This is a genomic window from Halobacterium sp. KA-4, from assembly GCF_021028995.1.
Lineage (GTDB): Archaea > Halobacteriota > Halobacteria > Halobacteriales > Halobacteriaceae > Halobacterium.
In genome coordinates this window covers 149,353-165,224 of the sequence record NZ_JAJJZG010000004.1, presented here as the reverse complement: position 1 = coordinate 165,224, position 15,872 = coordinate 149,353, and the positions used below count along the sequence as shown (strand labels likewise).

Genomic DNA, 15,872 nt, shown 5'->3' with positions numbered 1-15,872 from the left:
CCGACCGGAGTCGGCACCGATCCCGAGACGCTGACGTTCCGCGTGCGCGAGCGACTCCAGGAGCTCGCGTCCAGTGATGAGACCGGCCGGTTCGACCCGTGCGTCTGCCGCATCCAACTCGACCGCTACCAGGCTATCGCCGTCCACGACGTCACCGGCGACTGCCGGCCGCCCACCGTCGACGAACTTCCCGACCAGCGGTATCTCGCGTACGGGACGTCGATTACCGAGGGCGCCGCGGCGTCGGTCCCACACACTGACTACGTCACCACCGTCGCGCGCAACTGCGGGGTCGACGCGCTGAACCTCGGCTGCTCCGGGTCCGCATACTGTGAGGCCGCGATGACCGAGCACATCGCCGCCCGCGACGACTGGGACGTCGCGACACTCGCCATCTCGGTCAACATGGCGTCCTCCGGCGGCTTCTCACCCGAGTAGTTCCACGAACGCGCCGACGACCTCGTCAATACCATCACGGCCGCCCATCCAGAGAAGCCGATTACGTGCGTGACGCTGTTCCCGTACTGCGACGACGTGACCGAATCAGGCGACGCCGAACACGCCATAGCGTACCGAGAGACGTTGCGCACCATTGTCGAGGAATCACCCCACGGCAACCTCTCGCTCGTCGAGAGCCCCGAACTACTGCCGCTCTCCGAGCTGGCCGCGGACCTGCTCCACCCCGGGGATTACGGCATGAAACGTATCGGCGACGAACTATCCCAGCGTCTCGACGTCTAACTGCGAGCGCCGGCCAACGCGCCGCAAAAATACTGCTCTCGACTAGCTGCCGTCCTGTGTCGTCAGTCGTCGCCCGAGAGGATGCCGCGGTGGGTCATCTTCTCTGGGTCGAGGACGTCCTCGGCTTCCGACTCGGAGAGGTAGCCCTTCTCGACGACGACCTCCTTGACCGACTTACCCTCCTTAAGCGCGGCCTTCGCGACCTCGCTAGCCTTGTCGTAGCCGATAGCGGGGTTAAGCGCGGTCGCCAGCGCCATCGAGCGCTCGACCTGCTCCTCGCAGTACTCCTCGTTGGCTTCGAGCTTCGCCACGAATTTCTCCGCGAACGCGACGCTGGCGTTCGCGATGACCTTCGAGGATTCAAGGAAGTTGTGCGCCAGCACCGGCTTGTAGAGGTTGAGGTCGAGCTGACCCTCGACGGCACCCGCGTTCACGGCAGCGTCGTTGCCGACGACCTGCTTGTGGACCTGATTGACAGCTTCAGCCACCACGGGGTTGATTTTCCCGGGCATAATCGAGGAGCCGGGCTGGTTCTCGGGCTGCTCGATCTCCCCGAGGCCGTTGCGCGGCCCGGACGCGAGCAGGCGGAGGTCGTTGGCAATCTTATTCAGCGAGCCCGCGACCGTGCGGAGCGCGCCGTGGGCCTCGTTCATCGCGTCGTGGGCGGCCTGGGCCTCGAAGTGGTCGTCCGCTTCGCGGAAGGAGACGCCGGTCTCCTCCGAGATGTACGCGGCAGCCTTCTCGGGGAATTCGGGATGCGTGTTGAGTCCGGTGCCGACCGCGGTGCCGCCGAGCGCGAGCTCCGAGAGGTGGGCTTTCACGTCGCGCACGCGCTCGATCCCCTTCTCGACCTGCGTCCGGTAGCCGCCGAACTCCTGGCCGAGGCGCACGGGCGTGGCGTCCTGGAGGTGCGTGCGGCCGGTCTTGACGACGCCGTCGAACTCGTCGGCCTTCTGGTCGAGGGCGTCGGCGAGCAGTTCGAGCGCGGGTTCGACGTCCTTCTCGACGGCTTCCAGGGCGGCGACGTGCATCGCGGTCGGGATGACGTCGTTGCTGGACTGGCCGTAGTTGACGTGGTCGTTGGGGTGGACGACGCGCGCGCCGACCTCCTCGCCGAGAATCTCGGCGGCGCGGTTCGCGATGACCTCGTTGGCGTTCATGTTCGAAGACGTCCCGCTCCCGGTCTGGAAGACGTCGACGGGGAACTGGTCGTCGTGCTCGCCCTCGATGACTTCGTCAGCGGCTTCGACGATGGCGTCGGCTTTCTCGTCGTCGACCAAACCGAGGTCGTTGTTCGCCTGCGCGGCGGCCTTCTTCACGACGCCGAGCGCACGCACGAAGCGCCGCCCGAACGTGCTGTCCGAGATGGGGAAGTTCTCGACGGCGCGCTGGGTCTGTGCGCCCCAGTACGCGTCCGCGGGAACTTCGATTTCGCCGAGACTGTCGCGTTCGGTTCGGTAGTCGTCTCCCATACTCGGGGGGACGAAGTGCCGGCGCGTAAAACCCACCGAATCGATCCCGGCTGGGACCGTGCGAACGTGATGCCCTGCGACCAGAGCTTCCACTTGAGGAGTTGCGTACAACCTCTCCCAGACCGGCATGCAAGCTACCTCGCCTCTGTAGGAGTGCTTGCTGTCCACTTGCCCCGCTTTGAAGAACCACCGTTCTGAGTGCGCCACTCTGTGAACCGACGAGATCGGTGAGAACCTTCTGTGATTCACGCTCCGGGTTTGAAGCCGCGCTCTTGGCAATCTGGTCGAAATCTCTGGTTCTGCTGGGCGCAGACAAAACGTCGGTGATCAGTTCCCGGTCGTCGTAAGTCTATAGTTGCAGCCGTCGGAATGACCCGTGATGCAACCGGTCGTGGCGGAATGATCGAGGGGGCGTTATTTAAGTCAAATCCATCTATATATTTGACAGGACCCACTCTTTCCAAACTTTTATTATAGTTGTGGTTAATTCGTGAATGCATGCCACACAAAGGCAACGACGAACGGTCAGGCGGCAGCGGACGGTCCAGAAGGACCTTCATCCGAGGCGCCAGTATTGCGGCTCTCGCCGGAATCGCTGGCTGTACCGGTGGTGGCGACAGTGGGAGCGGCACGACGAACGACGGCACCGCGAGCGGCACGACGAGCGGTGGCGAAGTTAGCGGCCCGGTCGAAGTGCTCCACGGCTGGACGGGCGGCGACGGTGCCCGCGCGGCCGAAGCGCTGACCACTGCGTTCGAAGAGGCACACCCCGACGTCGGCCTCGACATGAGCCCCATTGGTGGCGGTGGGAACCAGAACCTCGACGCAGTCGTGGCCAACCGACTCCAGAGCAACGACCCGCCCGGGTCGTTCGCGAACTGGCCCGGCCCCAACCTCCGTCGCTACGAGGGCGTCCTCGGGAGCGTCGACGACGTCTGGGAGGAGAACAACTTCGAGGACGTGATGGTTCAAGAGGCAATCGACCTCCACCAGATGAACGGCAGCTACCGAGCCGTCCCGCTCGGCTCGCACCGCCTCAACTGCCTGTTCTACAACACCTCGGTCGTCGAAGAGGCAGGCGTCGATGTGGACTCGCTGACCAGCCTCTCGGCGCTCCTGGACGCCTTCGAGACGGTCGCCAACGAGACCGACGCGGTGCCGATGACCCACGCAATGTCCGGCACGTGGACGACGACCCAGCTGTGGGCCGCCGTGATGCTCGGGCAGGAAGGGTACCAGCCGTACATGGACTTCGTCGAGGGTAACGGCTCGGAGAGCGCCGTCCGGTCGGCCTTCGAGACGACCGCGGAGATGCTGGAGAACTACATCAGCGACGACGCGGCCTCGCTCAACCTGACCGCGTCCAACCAGAACATCATCAACGGCAACGCGGCGTTCATCCATCAGGGCAACTGGGCCGCTGGTGCGTTCCGGAACGCGGAGAACTTCGACTACAACGACGACTGGGGATTCAAGACGTTCCCGGGAACGGAGAACATGTACACGGTGCACTTCGACTCGTTCCTCTACCCCGCGAACAATCCGACCCCGGAAGCCTCGAAAATCTGGGAGGGGTTCGTCGGCAGCCAGGAGGCCCAGATTGCGTTCAACCAGTACAAGGGGTCCATCCCGACCCGAACCGACGTGAGTATGGACGAATTCGGTCCGTACCTCCAGGAGACGGCCGAGGACTTCGCGAACGCGGAGCACCGACCGCCGACGCTCCAGCACGGCCTCGCAGTCTCCTCCCAGAAGATGAGCCAGCTCAACGAGGTCATCTCCTCGGAGTTCACTGGCCCGTACAACGTCGACGCGGCCACGCAGGGGTTCCTGGACGCCGTATCGAACTAACCGCCGCATGTTCGACAATCTCCGTCGGTTGTTCGCCGCTCTCAGCCCGTCGTCCCGGGCCGACGAGGAGGTCCGCCCCGACGGCGGCGTCGTGAGCGAAGAATCCGCCCGGCAGCCGGACTCGGGGTCGGACCCGGGACCCGTCGGCCGGGTTACCGAGGCCCTGAATAGTCGCTTCGGTAGCGACTTCACCGAATCCTCCGTTTTCTGGCTGCTGCCGTTCCTGCTGATGGCGCTGTTCGTCTACGGGGCGATCATCTGGAACCTGCTAATCTCGCTGACCGACTACCGGGGGTTCGCGAACGCACCGGACTACTCGAACCTCGACTTCGAGATGTACGCGCGGGCGCTCGGTGATCCAGGATTCATCGACGCTGCGATCAACACATTCGTCCTGCTCATCGGATTCACCGGAGTGACGCTCGTGGTTGGGCTCGTACTGGCGATTCTCATCGACAGGGGAATCCGGTTCGAGAACTCGTTCCGGACGATCTACCTCCTGCCGATGAGCCTCTCGTTCGTGGTGACCGCACAGTTCTGGTTGTGGATGTACAACTACAACAACGGTATCGTCAACAGCGTCATCGGCGTGTTCGGGCTCGGCCCAGTGAGCTGGTTGGGGAACCAGGCAGTCGTCCTCCCAGCAATCATCTTCGCGCTGATGTGGCAGTTCTCGGGGTACGCGATGGTCGTGTATCTCGCGGGCCTCCGAGCGATACCCAGCGAGCACTACGAGGCTGCGAAGGTCGACGGCGCGTCGACCATGAAGATGTACTGGCGAGTCATCATCCCACAGTTGAAGGGTGCGACCATCAGCGCCGCTGTCGTGCTGATGGTGTTCGCGATGAAGGCCTTCGACTTCCTCTACTCGCTGGTTGGCGGCTATCGACCACCGAACGGTGCGGACATCCTGGCGACAAAGATGGTCCGTGAAGCGTACGCAAACCTCAACTGGGCGTACGGGTCCGCGATTGCCATCGTCCTGTTCGCGATGGCGCTCAGCGTCATCGGCCCGTACCTCGTCTACGAATACCGGAGGGACAACCTATGAGCGACACCGAATCTCGAACGGACGGCGACGCGGCGGTGACGGCCCGAATCCGCCAGAACCTCGAACAGACGACGGTAGAAGACGTCGGACTGTACGTCGTGCTGCTCGTGATGGCGGCCTTCTACCTCGTCCCGATCGAGTCCGGACTAGTCACCTCGTTCAAGACCGGAACCGCGGTCATCGAGACGGCGCCGTTCGCGCCCCCGGGACCGAGTGGGTTCACGCTGGCGAAGTGGCAGGCGGCCGTCGACGCGCTGCTGCGCGGAATGGGCAACAGCCTGCTGTACGCCGTGCCGGCGACGGTCATCTCGGCGGTCGTCGGGAGTCTGATGGCGTACGGACTCACGATTCCGAACTGGAAGCAGGCGTACAAGGCCCCGCTGCTCGCAATCATCATCGCGGGCATCTTCATCCCGTACCAGGCCGTGCTGGTGCCGCTGACCCAGTTCTGGTCGCAGTGGGTCGAACTCACGAGCCTGCTGTCGTTCGTCTGGGCGCTGGGCATCCCCAACGACTACGCTGGCATCATCGAACTGATCGTCACTCACGTCGCGTACGGGATTCCCATGTGTACGCTCCTATTCCGGACGTACTACACGAACCTGAGTGAGGAGATGATCGAGTCGGCGCGACTCGACGGCGCGTCACTCCGTCGGGTCTACCGCCGCATCGTGCTCCCGCTGTCGGGGCCGATGTTCGCGGTCGTCCTCATCTACCAGTTCACGCAGATCTGGAACGACCTGCTGTTCACGCTGGTACTAGTCGCGACAGAGTCGAGCCCGGCTGCACCGGTCGTGTTGATCCTTGCCGGCCTCGGGTCCTCGCTGGAGGGCCAGGACTTCGCGCTCCGGATGGCTGGAGCGTTCCTCGCGGCGTTGCCGACGCTGGCGGTCTACATCTTCTTCGGCGACGAGTTCGCCGAGGGGGTGGCGGCGTGAGCCGTTCTGCCGCCGCTCGCGGCTCCGGCGACCTCGCGGAAGAGATAGGTGTGTGGCGCGCGAACGACCTTTCCATCACAACTCACAGATATGGCAACGCTTGAACTCGACTCGGTAACGAAGGTATTCCAGGACGGGAACGACGAAATCGTCGCTGTCGACGACGTCTCGGCGTCGGTCGACGACGGCGAGTTCCTCGTCGTGGTCGGCCCCTCGGGCTGCGGCAAGTCGACGATGCTGCGGATGATCGCGGGACTGGAGTCGATTACCTCCGGGACCCTCTCGCTGGCAGACCGCGTCATCAACGACGTGAAATCACAGGACCGGAACATCGCGATGGTGTTTCAGTCGTACGCACTGTACCCCCACATGTCCGTCCGTGAGAACATGTCGTTCGGGCTGGAGGAGTCCACCGACATTCCGGACGACGAGATTCAGCAGATGGTCTCCGAGACCGGCGAACTGCTCGGCATCTCCGAGTTGCTCGACCGAAAGCCGAGCGAACTCTCGGGCGGCCAGCAGCAGCGCGTCGCCCTCGGTCGCGCAATCGTCCGGGACCCGGAAGTGTTCCTGATGGACGAGCCGCTGTCGAACCTCGACGCGAAGCTCCGCGCACAGATGCGCACCGAGCTCCAGCGGCTCCAGGACGACCTCGGCGTGACGACGATCTACGTGACGCACGACCAGACCGAGGCGATGACGATGGGGGACCGCATCGCCATCCTCAACGACGGTCGACTCCAGCAGATCAGCACGCCGTTGGAGTGCTACCACAAGCCAGCGAACAAATTCGTTGCTGGCTTCCTCGGCGAGCCGTCGATGAACTTCTTTGACGTGACGCTGCAGGACGGCGTCCTGCGTGGCGACTCCTTCGAGTACCCCATCAGTTCCGACGTTCAGGCGAACCTCGGCGACACGACTGACCTCGTCTTGGGCATCCGTCCCGAAGACATCGAACTGGTCGAGAGCGCGAGCGGCGACCACGACTTCGAAACGGTCGTCGACGTCATCGAACCGATGGGCGACGAAAACACCGTCTACCTCCAGTTCGACCCCGACGCCGGCGAGGACGCCGAGACGCTCATCGCGTCGACTGACGGCTTCACTCGTGTCCCCGAAGGCGACGAGGTCATCGCGCAGATTCCCGAAGACGCGATTCACATCTTCGACCGTGCGACCGGCGACGCACTCCACAACCGCTCGCTGGACGACGCCGAAACGATCGACCTCGAATAGCCGCTTTTCTCCCCTTCACCGCTGCCAGTACCGCGTTCGCTCGACTCCCTCGGCGAGGAGTGCCGCGGCGGCGACGTGCGCGTACGAGAACCACGCGAGGGCCACGACCGCGGCAAGACTCCGTGTAGCCACCGTCGCGAGCACGCTCCACGAGACGACGACGAGGACGATCGCGCCAACCCACGCGAGGAAGTACGCCCCCGAGGCAGTTCCACGGAGCGCCTCCCGGCGGAGCCCCGCACGGACTCCGTCCTCAATTCCAGAAACGGCTGCCGCGGGCAGCAGGTAACTGCAGACGATGGTGAGCAGTAGGGCGACCGTCGCCAGCGTCGCCGCCGTGATGCCGCCGATTTCGGCGGGGACGGCTCCGCTCCCGATTACATAGCCCGTCGCGACGATGGCGAGCACCGGCAGTAGGAGGTAGACGGCCGAGACAGCGAGCAGCCGCCGAGCGAACGTCGCCGTGGAACGCGTCAGGAGGTCGGGGAACTCCGCTCCAGAGAGGACGCCGCCAACGAGGCCGAAGAACCCAGCCGCCGGGACGACCGCGACCACGAGCGGGGCGAGAAACGCCCAGTCGGGCCAGATGCGAGCCGCGATTCGGAAGAGGATTCCAGCGAGCAGGAGGCAGACGAGGCACTTGGCTGTCCCGTCCAATCGCGTCCGGTCTTGGATTGGGTATCGGAGCGCGTCGACGAACAACTCACTCACCCCGCCCGTCGCCGCGAACGCCGACGGCGCCGAGGCAGTCGACGTTCGCCCCCAGCGTTGCTCGGACAGCCCGCACCTGCGTTTCGTCCGCGTCGCGACAGTCGCCACCCATCTTCCAGGTTCCGGGCCCGATTTCCGTCGTGCCCGCGCGTGTTGGTTCGAGTGGTCGAGTCTCCATACCGGACCCTATCAACCTATCCTCCTAACGCTTCGGAAGCAACCATCGTCGGGGTACGGTGGTTCGAGAGCGCGCCACGCTGGCCACGATTGCCGTCGCGAAGGCGTGCGGCGAGCAAGTAGTCCGGCTGGACGGCGTAGTCACCGACGTCAGCGACCTCAGGCGTGCTCTTCGTACTCCTCGGGCGTGTACGTCGACAACTCCAGTGCGTGAATCTCCTCAGTCATGTGTTCGTCGAGGGCATCGTAGACGAGCTGGTGTTGCTGGACGAGGCGCTTGCCCTCGAAGGCGGGCGAGACGACGGTGGCCGCGAGGTGGTCGTCGTCGTGATCGCCGCGCATCCGCGAGATAGTCGCCTCGGCGTCTGGAATCTCGTCCTCGATGATGGCTTCGATATCCGCGAACGTCAGGTCCATACTCTCTATTCGGTGAGCCGGCGAGAAAAGCCCGTGGGTCCCGGCGTCAGGTCCACTGGTCGAGCCCGGTCTGGACGACGCTGTCCTCGATGCGGGAGAACCCACGTTCGAGTTCCGCAGCGTCGACCTCCCACTCCTCGATTACGTACTCACGCGCTGCGTCGATGTCCGGCGACGGCTCCAGATTGAGGTCGTAGTCGTCGGTGACGTCCGGGTTCAAGAACAGCTCGCGGATGCGGTCGGCGTACTCGATGTGCTCGCCCTCGGCGTCGAGGACACTCCAGAGGTCGCCGTGCTCGTGGATGGCCTTCAGCGCGGTCTTCGGACCGAAGCCCGTGATGCCCTCGTTGAAGTCCGTGCCACAGAGGATACCGACGTCCACGAGTTGCTCCCACGTCAGGTCGTGCTCGTCGAGCGTTGCTTCGAAGTCCATGCGCTCGGGCGCGCCCTTGCTCGTGAGTTGGCGGAGCGTCACGGGCGCGCCGAGCAACAGGCAGTCGTAGTCGTCGCTGCCCGCGTAGTCGACATCGTCGTCAACGCGCGCCATATGCGCGGCCTGCGCCTCGCCCTCCGCGGGCGCTTCGACCTGTGGCACGTCCAGCAGCTCTAGGAGTTCGCGGGAGGTCTCGTGGATGGTCTCCGTGAGCCGCTGCGTGCGGGCTTCCAAGCGCGCGGCCTCGATTGCCTCGCCCGCTTCGCGTGCTTCTTCGAGTTCTTCCTCGTAGCGCTCGCGCTGCTCGCGGCGCGCCTCGACTTCCTCGTCTTTGAGTTCCGTGACGCCGCCGTCCCAGACGAAAATCGGCGTGAGGTCGTGCTCGAAGAACTTCGGCAGGCCCTGCACGATGCCCACCAGGTTCGCGACCTCGATGCCCTCGCTGGTCGTGTAGATGCTCTCGCTGGTCCACTGCACCGTCGTCGTGAGGTACTTGTACAGCCAGTTGTGCGCGTCCACGGCCACCACGTCCCCCTCCAATTCGTCGAAGGGAACCTCCTCGATGACCGCGAGCTGCCGGAGGTCCGCGTTACCCATTACGCGCCCGTAGGCGGCCCCCGGATTTAACCGTTGAGCTACGACGCGATGCCGTTCCCAATGAGCAACAAGGAGATGCCGATACTGGTCACGCCCGCACCGAAGCCACGCCACTCACCGCGGTTGCCGACCGCCTCGGCGTACCGCTCCGGGAGGCTGGTACGCACGAATCCGGGCGCGAGCAGCAGTGGAATCCCGGCGACGAGGTGGACTGCACCGAGCGCGAGCAGGGCCGTCGAGAGCAGCGTCACGAGAGAAGGTCCGGGCCGGACCTGGAAAAAGCTACGAGTCCACTCGCTCGGGCGGTCTACTGCCGGTTCTCTGGTCGAGAAACGCCGCTTCTTCCTCGGAGAGGTCGCGTTCGCGGTAGACGTCGAGGCCGTTCTGATAGCGCGCCGCGCGGTCCGTGCAGGGACGCTCCAGCACTAACTCCGCGATGCCGGTTTCCTCGCCCGTGAACCCGAATCCGGCCTTGTGGAGCGCTTCGTACGCGAACGGGTTGTTCACTGCAATCTTAACGCGCTCGTGGTCAGCAAGCAGGTGGTCGGCCGCGAACGCACAGAGGCGTGCGCCGATGCCGTCGCCGCGGCGGTCCTCGCGCACCGTGACGTACCGCAGCCACGCCGTCCCGGAGTCGGTGCGGTCGTCGTTGAACGAGACAGCACCCACAATATCCGCAACCGGGTCGTCGGCGTCGCGGGCCGCCGGCGGCCAGTTCGTGCGCTCGGCCAGCGGCGCGCCCTCGAACGCTATCGCTTTCCCGGTGTTCGACATCACGAACTTCCCGGCGTAGCTGAACGCCCGCCAGTCGAGGCGGAGCGTCGGGCCGTCGTCGGGACCACCGAGTACCGCGTACTGCACGCCCGTCGGTTGGATGGCGAGGGCAAAGAGTTGCGTGCCTGCGGGCCGAAGGCAGGTGTATGCACGACGTCCAGTACTTCGAGTGGTTCGCGCCGGTGTACGACCTCGTGATGCCGGCCGCGGACCGCGGCGACCTCGCAGCGGGGCTGGCGGCAGCCGAGCGCCCGGTCGAGTGTGTGCTCGACGTCGGCGGTGGCACGGGGCGCGCGGCTCGTGCGCTCGCTCGGGACACCACCGAGGTCGCAGGCCGGGACGTCACGGTCGTCGACGCCAGCGCGCGAATGCTGGCGGAAGCCCGCGAGAGCGGACTGCCAGCAGTTCGCGGCGACGCCGCCGCACTCCCGTACCGCGACGACAGCGTGGACGCGATTACTATCGTGGACGCGCTCCACCACTTCCCCGACCGAGACGGCGCGCTCGCGGAAGCAAAGCGCGTTCTTCGACCCGGTGGCGTGCTCGTCGTCCGCGACTTCAATCCAGAGACGCTGCGAGGCCGCCTGCTTGTCGCTGCCGAGCACGCCGTCGCGTTCCACTCGTCGTTCGACGCGCCCGACGACCTCGCTACGCGGATGGAGAAAACAGGACTGGATGCTCGCGTGCTCAACCGCGGGTTCGCGTACACCGTCGTCGGCGTCGAACCGGGACCAACATAGTCCCTCGTTCCGAAGGCTCCGACATGGACCTCTACGACGCCGACCCGCGCGCGGTCGTTCGATTCCTGCCGGGTGACCTGCTGGCCATCTTCGCGTTCGTGCTCGTGGGGACGCTCTCCCACGGCTCGCTGACTGCCCAGCGGTACGCCGGCGTGCTCGTGCCGTTCGTCGTGGGCTGGGTGGTCGTCGCGCCGTTCGCGGGCGGCTACGACGCCAGCGTCCGCGAGTCCACGCGCGCCGCGCTGTTGTACGGCGCGGCGTCGTGGCTGGGCGCAGACTTCCTCGCGCAACTGCTGCGCGGCACACCGTTCTTCCCGGGGAACGCCGACCTCCAGTTCTTCGTCGTCGCGCTCGTGTTCGGCACGATAGCGCTCACCGTCGCGCGATTCCTCACGCTCGTAATCGTCGACTACCGTAGCTAGAAGGTGCCGCTACCGGGCGGCGAGCACGGCTGCGATGCTCGCACCGCCGAGCGCGAGCACCGCGAGCACGCCGAACAGCACGGTCGCGTTCGAGTATTCGAGGATGCTCCCCGCCATCGCGGAGCCGGCGGAGCCGACGCCGAACACGCCGAGGTAGGTGTAGCCGTAGGAGAGCCCGCGCGTCCCCGAGGGCGTGTACTGGGCGACGGTCGCCTGGTACATCGGCTGGATGACGAACAGCGTGAACCCGAGGAGTGCGCCGACCACCAGCAGCGGCAGGAGTCCGGCGTTCGCGGCCGGGAGGAAGACGACGGCGAGCACCGCGAGCGCGGCGAACGTGATGCCGATGCCGCGCTCGGTCGGGATGCGCTCGGTGAGTTTCCCGCCGGCGTACTGCCCGGCGACGCCGACCATCAGCAGGCCGGCGTACGCGTAGCGGTACGGCTCGAGTTCGCGGCCGGCGAACTGGACGGGTGCGAACGCGGGCAGCTCGGAGAGCAGGTCGGGGAGGAACGTGAGGATGCCCCGGTAGTAGAGCCCGCTCAGCATGACGATGACGAAGACGGCGACGAACGGTCCGGCGAGCAGGAGTTTCGATTCGGCGAGGAACTCGCTCACCGAGGAGACGCCGACGCTGGCTTTCGAGTCGCCGCCGTCGGTAGCGGTGACGGCAGCGTGTTCGTCGAAACGCACGCGGAGGGCGACGAGTCCCGCGACGACGGCGGGCACGGCGAGCAGCGCGGTGACGACCCGCCAGTCCGCTACGAGCAACAGGAGCGTGACCGCGAGCGGGCCGGCGGCGGTGCCGACGTTGCCGGCGATGCCGTGGTACGCGAAGGCGTCGCCACGGTCCTCGACGCCCGTGGAGATGAGCGACAGCCCCGAGGGGTGGTAGACGCTGGCGGCGACCCCCCAGCAGACGAGCGCGAGCGCGACGACGAGGATGGAGGGCGCGACCGACAGTAGGGCGAACGACGCGGCCATGCCGAACAGGCAGCCCGCGATGAGCCGGCGCGAGCCGACGGTGTCCGAGAGGATGCCGCCGGGGAGCGCGCCGAGGCCGAACAGCGCGTAGCCTGCAGCGACGACGAGGCCGATCGTGCCCTGGCCGACCGGGAACGTGTCCAGCCACAGCGGGATGAGAATCGGGATGGAGAGTTCGTACGTGTGGACCATGGCGTGTGCGAGCGCCACGAGTCCGACGATAGATCGGTCGTTCCGGTTCACTGTGTACAGGCGCAGAATCGCCTGTCAGCGTTATAGGCGTGTGGCCTCCGGCAGCTGAGTGCTATAACTTATGCAGATAATACGCAAAACCAGCACCAAACTATTATGTGGCTGCGCGCAGACGTACCAGGTGACCATGAGCAGTTACTACGACGCCTTGCTCGCGGCGCTCCCGCTCTCGCTGATCGGGCTCGCGGGCGGCCTCTACGCGGTGGGCGTCGACCTCACCGTGGCGCTCACGCTCGGTGCAGTCGTGGCGACCGCGCTGACCGCGCACGGGCTGTTCGTCAACGACCCCGCGTCGGTGACCGAGCGGCACGCCGACCCCGGCTACGAGTCCGCAGACTAACTCCCACGAGCCTTTTCTACGCGACCGCCGAAACGGCGCGTATGACCGAGACGCTGTTCCTCTCTGACGACGACGTCGCAGGGCTCGCCGACCCAGCCGACTACGTCGATGCTGTCCGCGACGCGTACCGACAACGCGGCGAGGGCGCGCCCGCCAAGCCGCGCACGAAACTCCTCAACGAGTCCCCGCCCGGCATGTTTACCGCGTACGCCGCTGTCTTGCCCGAGACCGGCGCGATGGGGGGCTACATGTACAGCGCGGGCTTCGCGGACGCCGACGCGTGGTTCGTCACGCCGCTGTTCGACGCCGACACCGGCGAACCGCTCGCCATCGTCGACGGCGCGCGCATGAACCCGTTCAAGACCGGTGCGACGGGCGCGGTTGGCGTCGACGCGCTCGCCCGCGAGGACGCCAGTACGCTCGCCGTCATCGGAAGTGGCGCGCAAGCCCGCGGCCAACTCCGCGCGACCGCCACAGTCCGAGACTTCGAAGAAGTGCGCGTGTTCTCGCCGACTGAAGCCAACCGCGAAGCGTTCGCCGCAGAGATGGACGACGACCTCGCCATCTCTGTCGAGGCTGTCTCGTCCAGTACCGCGGCCGTCGAGGGCGCAGACGTCGTCGTCACCGCGACGAACGCGAGTGAACCTGTCTTCGACAGTGCGGACCTCGCGGACGGCACGCACGTTACAGCGATGGGACAATACCACCCCGAGAAGCACGAACTCGACGCCGAAACCATCGAGCGCGCGGTCTACGTCCCCGACCTCCGCGACCGCGTCACGCAGGACGCCGGCTCGTTCATCCACGCGCTCGAGGAGGGCGTTGTCACGGAGGACCACGTCCACGCTGAGCTCGGCGACGTGGTCGCCGGGAACGCGCCCGGTCGCGTTGCCGCCGATGACGTGACCGTTTTCGACAGCGGCGGCACGGGCATCGAGACTGCCGCGGCCGCGTACATGCTCTATGAGCGCGCAAGCGAGCGCGGCCTCGGCACCGACATCGAGTTCGCGCCCGCGAGCGAGGCGCTCACTGGCGAGTAGGACGAAGGTTGAAGTACGAGAGCGGGACCACCGGGTCCCGTGACTTGACGAGTTGCGCGGAGCGGTTCGGCGGGAGCGTGGTGGCCCGCTCCGTGACTTCGTTTCGCCACCTGTTCGCCCCGACTAGTCGCGACTTCAGCGCGCTTAGACGTACGGCGCGAGCCCGAGCGCTTCCACGAGTGGGATGCCCGCTGCGACTGCACCCACCAGGTAGCCCGCGATAGCGCCACCGTTCAGCAGCGGGAGACCGGCGTGCGCACGACCCGCGAACACCATCCGCATCAGGACGAGCAGCCCGATTAGGGTCCCGACAATCGCGGTTAGCGCCGCCAACTCCACGCCGAATACGACGGGCGTGTCGAGGAAATGTGCCGCGCTTGCGACGAGAATCGTCGGCATCACGGCGTCCCCGAGCCCGATGAAGTACGCCTCGCGTTCCTCCTCGTCGACGCCTTCGAGTTGGCGCTCCTCGGATTCGCTCTCCTCGTCACCCTCGATGTCTTCTTCCTCGACGACTTCGGCGTCGCCGTCGGCTTCTTCGAGGAACGAGTAGCCGCGCGTCGCCGGCACAACCAACACGATGGGGAGTCGAAGTTCCATCACGCCTTCCGCGAGCGTGAGCATGTGCTCGGTGCCGTAGACGCTGATGGCGTCATAGACGGCTAGCGCCGTCAGCAAGACGAGTGCCGGCAGAATCCCGAAACTGATGCCGAACAATGCCGCCGCGCCCATTCCGAGAATGGCGCCTGCGCTGTCGATGACCCACCACTCCGGGTAGACGTACAGCGCGACGACGAGCGCGACTGCCGGCCCGTAGGTCGCGAGGTCCACCCCCGCGAGCTCGACCGTCGGGAGCACGACCCCGAACACGTACGTCGCGATGAACCCGCTCGTGAACAGGATGAACCCGCGCAGAATCCACTGCTGGTCGTACTTGATGACCAGCAGAATACCAGCCGTCGCAACCAGCAGGAACGCGACGTAGAAAATGCTGTTCAGCGGGTTTTGGGGGTTCTCGGTGGATTGGAGGCCGGCGCTCTCGAACGGTTCAAGGAGCGCGAGCGCGCCGAACTGCACGACGAGAAACAGCGCGACGACGCCCACGAGCACCGGGACGCCGCGCAGCGAATCCTTCATGCCCGGGCAGTCGGCCCGCCCGTGCTTTGGCTTTGCGACTCGCCGACCTACCGAATGTACAGCGTCTGGCCGACCAGCACCGGGAGGTGGACGCCCTCGTTGGGCGTGACCGAGAGGTAGGGGCGTTCGACCGGCCCGAAGACGTCGACGACGCGCCCGACTTCGTCGAGGTTTTGGTCGACGACTACAGCCCCGATGTCGGGGTGGTCGTCGCTCTCGCAGCGCACGACTGCGACGTTCTGCGCGGTACGGACGACGTCGCCGGCGCGCTCCATTATTCGCGCAGCGCCGTCACGTACGCCGCGACGGCCTGCAGGAGGTCGGACTTCCCGGCGTCGTCGGCACCCTTCACGAGGACGCGCCCGGAGTCCTCCCAGTGCTGGCGCGGGTACGCGACGTCGCGTTCGACGACCGCGTCGTAGCCCACCTGTTGGACGGCGGTCGCGACCTCGTCAACCGTCGGGTCTTCGACGGAGAGGGATTCGGGGACGCGGCGGCCCTCGCGACGCGACAGCGTCGCGTCGAAGTACGCGGGCCAGATGACGTTCTCGACCATACG

At 65.9% G+C, this 15,872-nt stretch carries 21 protein-coding genes; 10 read left to right on the top strand and 11 right to left on the bottom strand.

Annotated features, from left to right (window positions below; translation table 11 throughout):
- Window positions 1-42 precede the first annotated feature (42 nt).
- Complete coding sequence (locus tag LPA44_RS18230; protein WP_330166487.1) at window positions 43-438, top strand: SGNH/GDSL hydrolase family protein; 396 nt, start codon at window positions 43-45, stop codon at window positions 436-438.
- A 69-nt stretch (window positions 439-507) separates the two neighbouring features.
- Window positions 508-741 (top strand): hypothetical protein, encoded by a 234-nt coding sequence (locus tag LPA44_RS18225; RefSeq protein WP_330166486.1) that lies wholly within the window; start codon window positions 508-510, stop codon window positions 739-741.
- Window positions 742-803: 62 nt separating this feature from the next.
- Here the strand turns inward: LPA44_RS18225 and LPA44_RS06280 are convergent, their stop codons facing one another.
- Window positions 804-2,213, bottom strand: a complete 1,410-nt coding sequence (locus tag LPA44_RS06280; RefSeq protein ID WP_230888735.1) for a class II fumarate hydratase — start codon at window positions 2,211-2,213, stop codon at window positions 804-806.
- 693 nt (window positions 2,214-2,906) lie between these two features.
- Here LPA44_RS06280 and LPA44_RS06275 point away from each other — a divergent pair.
- The 4 genes from LPA44_RS06275 to LPA44_RS06260 all read left to right on the top strand — a co-directional run bounded on the left by LPA44_RS06275 (window position 2,907) and on the right by LPA44_RS06260 (window position 7,289).
- A complete protein-coding gene (locus tag LPA44_RS06275) occupies window positions 2,907-4,064 on the top strand; it encodes an ABC transporter substrate-binding protein (protein ID WP_442903368.1) in 1,158 nt (385 codons plus the stop codon).
- 7 nt (window positions 4,065-4,071) lie between these two features.
- Window positions 4,072-5,115: a carbohydrate ABC transporter permease gene (locus LPA44_RS06270; RefSeq protein WP_230888733.1), complete on the top strand. Its 1,044-nt coding sequence runs from the start codon at window positions 4,072-4,074 to the stop codon at window positions 5,113-5,115.
- Window positions 5,112-6,053, top strand: coding sequence for a carbohydrate ABC transporter permease (locus LPA44_RS06265; RefSeq protein ID WP_230888732.1), 942 nt, complete (start codon window positions 5,112-5,114; stop codon window positions 6,051-6,053). The genes LPA44_RS06270 and LPA44_RS06265 overlap by 4 nt, the downstream gene beginning before the upstream one ends.
- A gap of 90 nt (window positions 6,054-6,143) precedes the next feature.
- Window positions 6,144-7,289: an ABC transporter ATP-binding protein gene (locus LPA44_RS06260; RefSeq protein WP_230888731.1), complete on the top strand. Its 1,146-nt coding sequence runs from the start codon at window positions 6,144-6,146 to the stop codon at window positions 7,287-7,289.
- A gap of 15 nt (window positions 7,290-7,304) precedes the next feature.
- Here the strand turns inward: LPA44_RS06260 and LPA44_RS06255 are convergent, their stop codons facing one another.
- The 6 genes from LPA44_RS06255 to LPA44_RS06230 all read right to left on the bottom strand — a co-directional run bounded on the left by LPA44_RS06255 (window position 7,305) and on the right by LPA44_RS06230 (window position 10,485).
- Window positions 7,305-8,000 carry a hypothetical protein gene (locus tag LPA44_RS06255; RefSeq protein WP_230888730.1) on the bottom strand — a complete coding sequence of 232 codons (696 nt, stop codon included), beginning with the start codon at window positions 7,998-8,000 and terminating at the stop codon, window positions 7,305-7,307.
- On the bottom strand, window positions 7,993-8,178 hold the full coding sequence (locus tag LPA44_RS06250; RefSeq protein ID WP_230888729.1) for a hypothetical protein: 186 nt from the start codon (window positions 8,176-8,178) through the stop codon (window positions 7,993-7,995). Before LPA44_RS06250 ends, LPA44_RS06255 begins: the two co-directional genes overlap by 8 nt.
- A 158-nt stretch (window positions 8,179-8,336) precedes the next feature.
- Window positions 8,337-8,594 (bottom strand): BolA family protein, encoded by a 258-nt coding sequence (locus LPA44_RS06245; protein WP_230888728.1) that lies wholly within the window; start codon window positions 8,592-8,594, stop codon window positions 8,337-8,339.
- Window positions 8,595-8,640: 46 nt separating this feature from the next.
- Complete coding sequence (gene fen / locus LPA44_RS06240; protein WP_230888727.1) at window positions 8,641-9,624, bottom strand: flap endonuclease-1; 984 nt, start codon at window positions 9,622-9,624, stop codon at window positions 8,641-8,643.
- A 38-nt stretch (window positions 9,625-9,662) separates the two neighbouring features.
- Window positions 9,663-9,875 carry a hypothetical protein gene (locus LPA44_RS06235; protein ID WP_230888726.1) on the bottom strand — a complete coding sequence of 71 codons (213 nt, stop codon included), beginning with the start codon at window positions 9,873-9,875 and terminating at the stop codon, window positions 9,663-9,665.
- 31 nt (window positions 9,876-9,906) lie between these two features.
- Window positions 9,907-10,485 carry a GNAT family N-acetyltransferase gene (locus LPA44_RS06230; protein ID WP_230888725.1) on the bottom strand — a complete coding sequence of 193 codons (579 nt, stop codon included), beginning with the start codon at window positions 10,483-10,485 and terminating at the stop codon, window positions 9,907-9,909.
- A 59-nt stretch (window positions 10,486-10,544) separates the two neighbouring features.
- Here LPA44_RS06230 and LPA44_RS06225 point away from each other — a divergent pair, with 59 nt between their 5' ends.
- Window positions 10,545-11,138 carry a class I SAM-dependent methyltransferase gene (locus tag LPA44_RS06225; RefSeq protein WP_230888724.1) on the top strand — a complete coding sequence of 198 codons (594 nt, stop codon included), beginning with the start codon at window positions 10,545-10,547 and terminating at the stop codon, window positions 11,136-11,138.
- Window positions 11,139-11,161: 23 nt separating this feature from the next.
- Window positions 11,162-11,560: a DUF3054 domain-containing protein gene (locus LPA44_RS06220; protein WP_230888723.1), complete on the top strand. Its 399-nt coding sequence runs from the start codon at window positions 11,162-11,164 to the stop codon at window positions 11,558-11,560.
- A 9-nt stretch (window positions 11,561-11,569) separates the two neighbouring features.
- On the opposite strand, the gene LPA44_RS06215 is transcribed toward LPA44_RS06220, so the two are convergent.
- Window positions 11,570-12,787, bottom strand: a complete 1,218-nt coding sequence (locus tag LPA44_RS06215; protein WP_230888722.1) for an MFS transporter — start codon at window positions 12,785-12,787, stop codon at window positions 11,570-11,572.
- Between the two features lie 136 nt (window positions 12,788-12,923).
- On the opposite strand from LPA44_RS06215, the gene LPA44_RS06210 reads away from it, so the two are divergent.
- Window positions 12,924-13,136: a hypothetical protein gene (locus LPA44_RS06210; protein ID WP_230888721.1), complete on the top strand. Its 213-nt coding sequence runs from the start codon at window positions 12,924-12,926 to the stop codon at window positions 13,134-13,136.
- Window positions 13,137-13,177: 41 nt separating this feature from the next.
- Window positions 13,178-14,176, top strand: coding sequence for an ornithine cyclodeaminase family protein (locus tag LPA44_RS06205; protein ID WP_230888720.1), 999 nt, complete (start codon window positions 13,178-13,180; stop codon window positions 14,174-14,176).
- A gap of 144 nt (window positions 14,177-14,320) precedes the next feature.
- On the opposite strand, the gene LPA44_RS06200 is transcribed toward LPA44_RS06205, so the two are convergent.
- Genes LPA44_RS06200 through srp19 form a run of 3 tightly spaced genes read right to left on the bottom strand, consistent with a single transcriptional unit; the run spans window position 14,321 to window position 15,869 of the window.
- Entirely contained in the window at window positions 14,321-15,313 is a 993-nt protein-coding gene (locus LPA44_RS06200; protein ID WP_230888719.1) for a presenilin family intramembrane aspartyl protease PSH, read from the bottom strand.
- Between the two features lie 47 nt (window positions 15,314-15,360).
- Window positions 15,361-15,588, bottom strand: a complete 228-nt coding sequence (locus LPA44_RS06195) for an H/ACA ribonucleoprotein complex subunit GAR1 (protein WP_230888718.1) — start codon at window positions 15,586-15,588, stop codon at window positions 15,361-15,363.
- The gene (gene srp19, locus LPA44_RS06190) at window positions 15,588-15,869 is read right to left on the bottom strand and encodes a signal recognition particle subunit SRP19 (protein WP_230888717.1); all 282 of its coding nucleotides are present in this window, start codon (window positions 15,867-15,869) and stop codon (window positions 15,588-15,590) included. The genes LPA44_RS06195 and srp19 overlap by 1 nt, the downstream gene beginning before the upstream one ends.
- Between the last annotated feature and the right edge of the window lie 3 nt (window positions 15,870-15,872).

Coding starts and splice junctions, on each gene's coding strand:
- LPA44_RS06280 (WP_230888735.1), bottom strand. CDS start 2,213: ATGGGAGACGACTACCGAACCGAACGCGACAGTCTCGGCGAAATCGAA.
- LPA44_RS06270 (WP_230888733.1), top strand. CDS start 4,072: ATGTTCGACAATCTCCGTCGGTTGTTCGCCGCTCTCAGCCCGTCGTCC.
- LPA44_RS06265 (WP_230888732.1), top strand. CDS start 5,112: ATGAGCGACACCGAATCTCGAACGGACGGCGACGCGGCGGTGACGGCC.
- LPA44_RS06260 (WP_230888731.1), top strand. CDS start 6,144: ATGGCAACGCTTGAACTCGACTCGGTAACGAAGGTATTCCAGGACGGG.
- LPA44_RS06250 (WP_230888729.1), bottom strand. CDS start 8,178: ATGGAGACTCGACCACTCGAACCAACACGCGCGGGCACGACGGAAATC.
- LPA44_RS06245 (WP_230888728.1), bottom strand. CDS start 8,594: ATGGACCTGACGTTCGCGGATATCGAAGCCATCATCGAGGACGAGATT.
- fen (WP_230888727.1), bottom strand. CDS start 9,624: ATGGGTAACGCGGACCTCCGGCAGCTCGCGGTCATCGAGGAGGTTCCC.
- LPA44_RS06225 (WP_230888724.1), top strand. CDS start 10,545: ATGCACGACGTCCAGTACTTCGAGTGGTTCGCGCCGGTGTACGACCTC.
- LPA44_RS06220 (WP_230888723.1), top strand. CDS start 11,162: ATGGACCTCTACGACGCCGACCCGCGCGCGGTCGTTCGATTCCTGCCG.
- LPA44_RS06210 (WP_230888721.1), top strand. CDS start 12,924: ATGAGCAGTTACTACGACGCCTTGCTCGCGGCGCTCCCGCTCTCGCTG.
- LPA44_RS06205 (WP_230888720.1), top strand. CDS start 13,178: ATGACCGAGACGCTGTTCCTCTCTGACGACGACGTCGCAGGGCTCGCC.
- LPA44_RS06200 (WP_230888719.1), bottom strand. CDS start 15,313: ATGAAGGATTCGCTGCGCGGCGTCCCGGTGCTCGTGGGCGTCGTCGCG.
- LPA44_RS06195 (WP_230888718.1), bottom strand. CDS start 15,588: ATGGAGCGCGCCGGCGACGTCGTCCGTACCGCGCAGAACGTCGCAGTC.
- srp19 (WP_230888717.1), bottom strand. CDS start 15,869: ATGGTCGAGAACGTCATCTGGCCCGCGTACTTCGACGCGACGCTGTCG.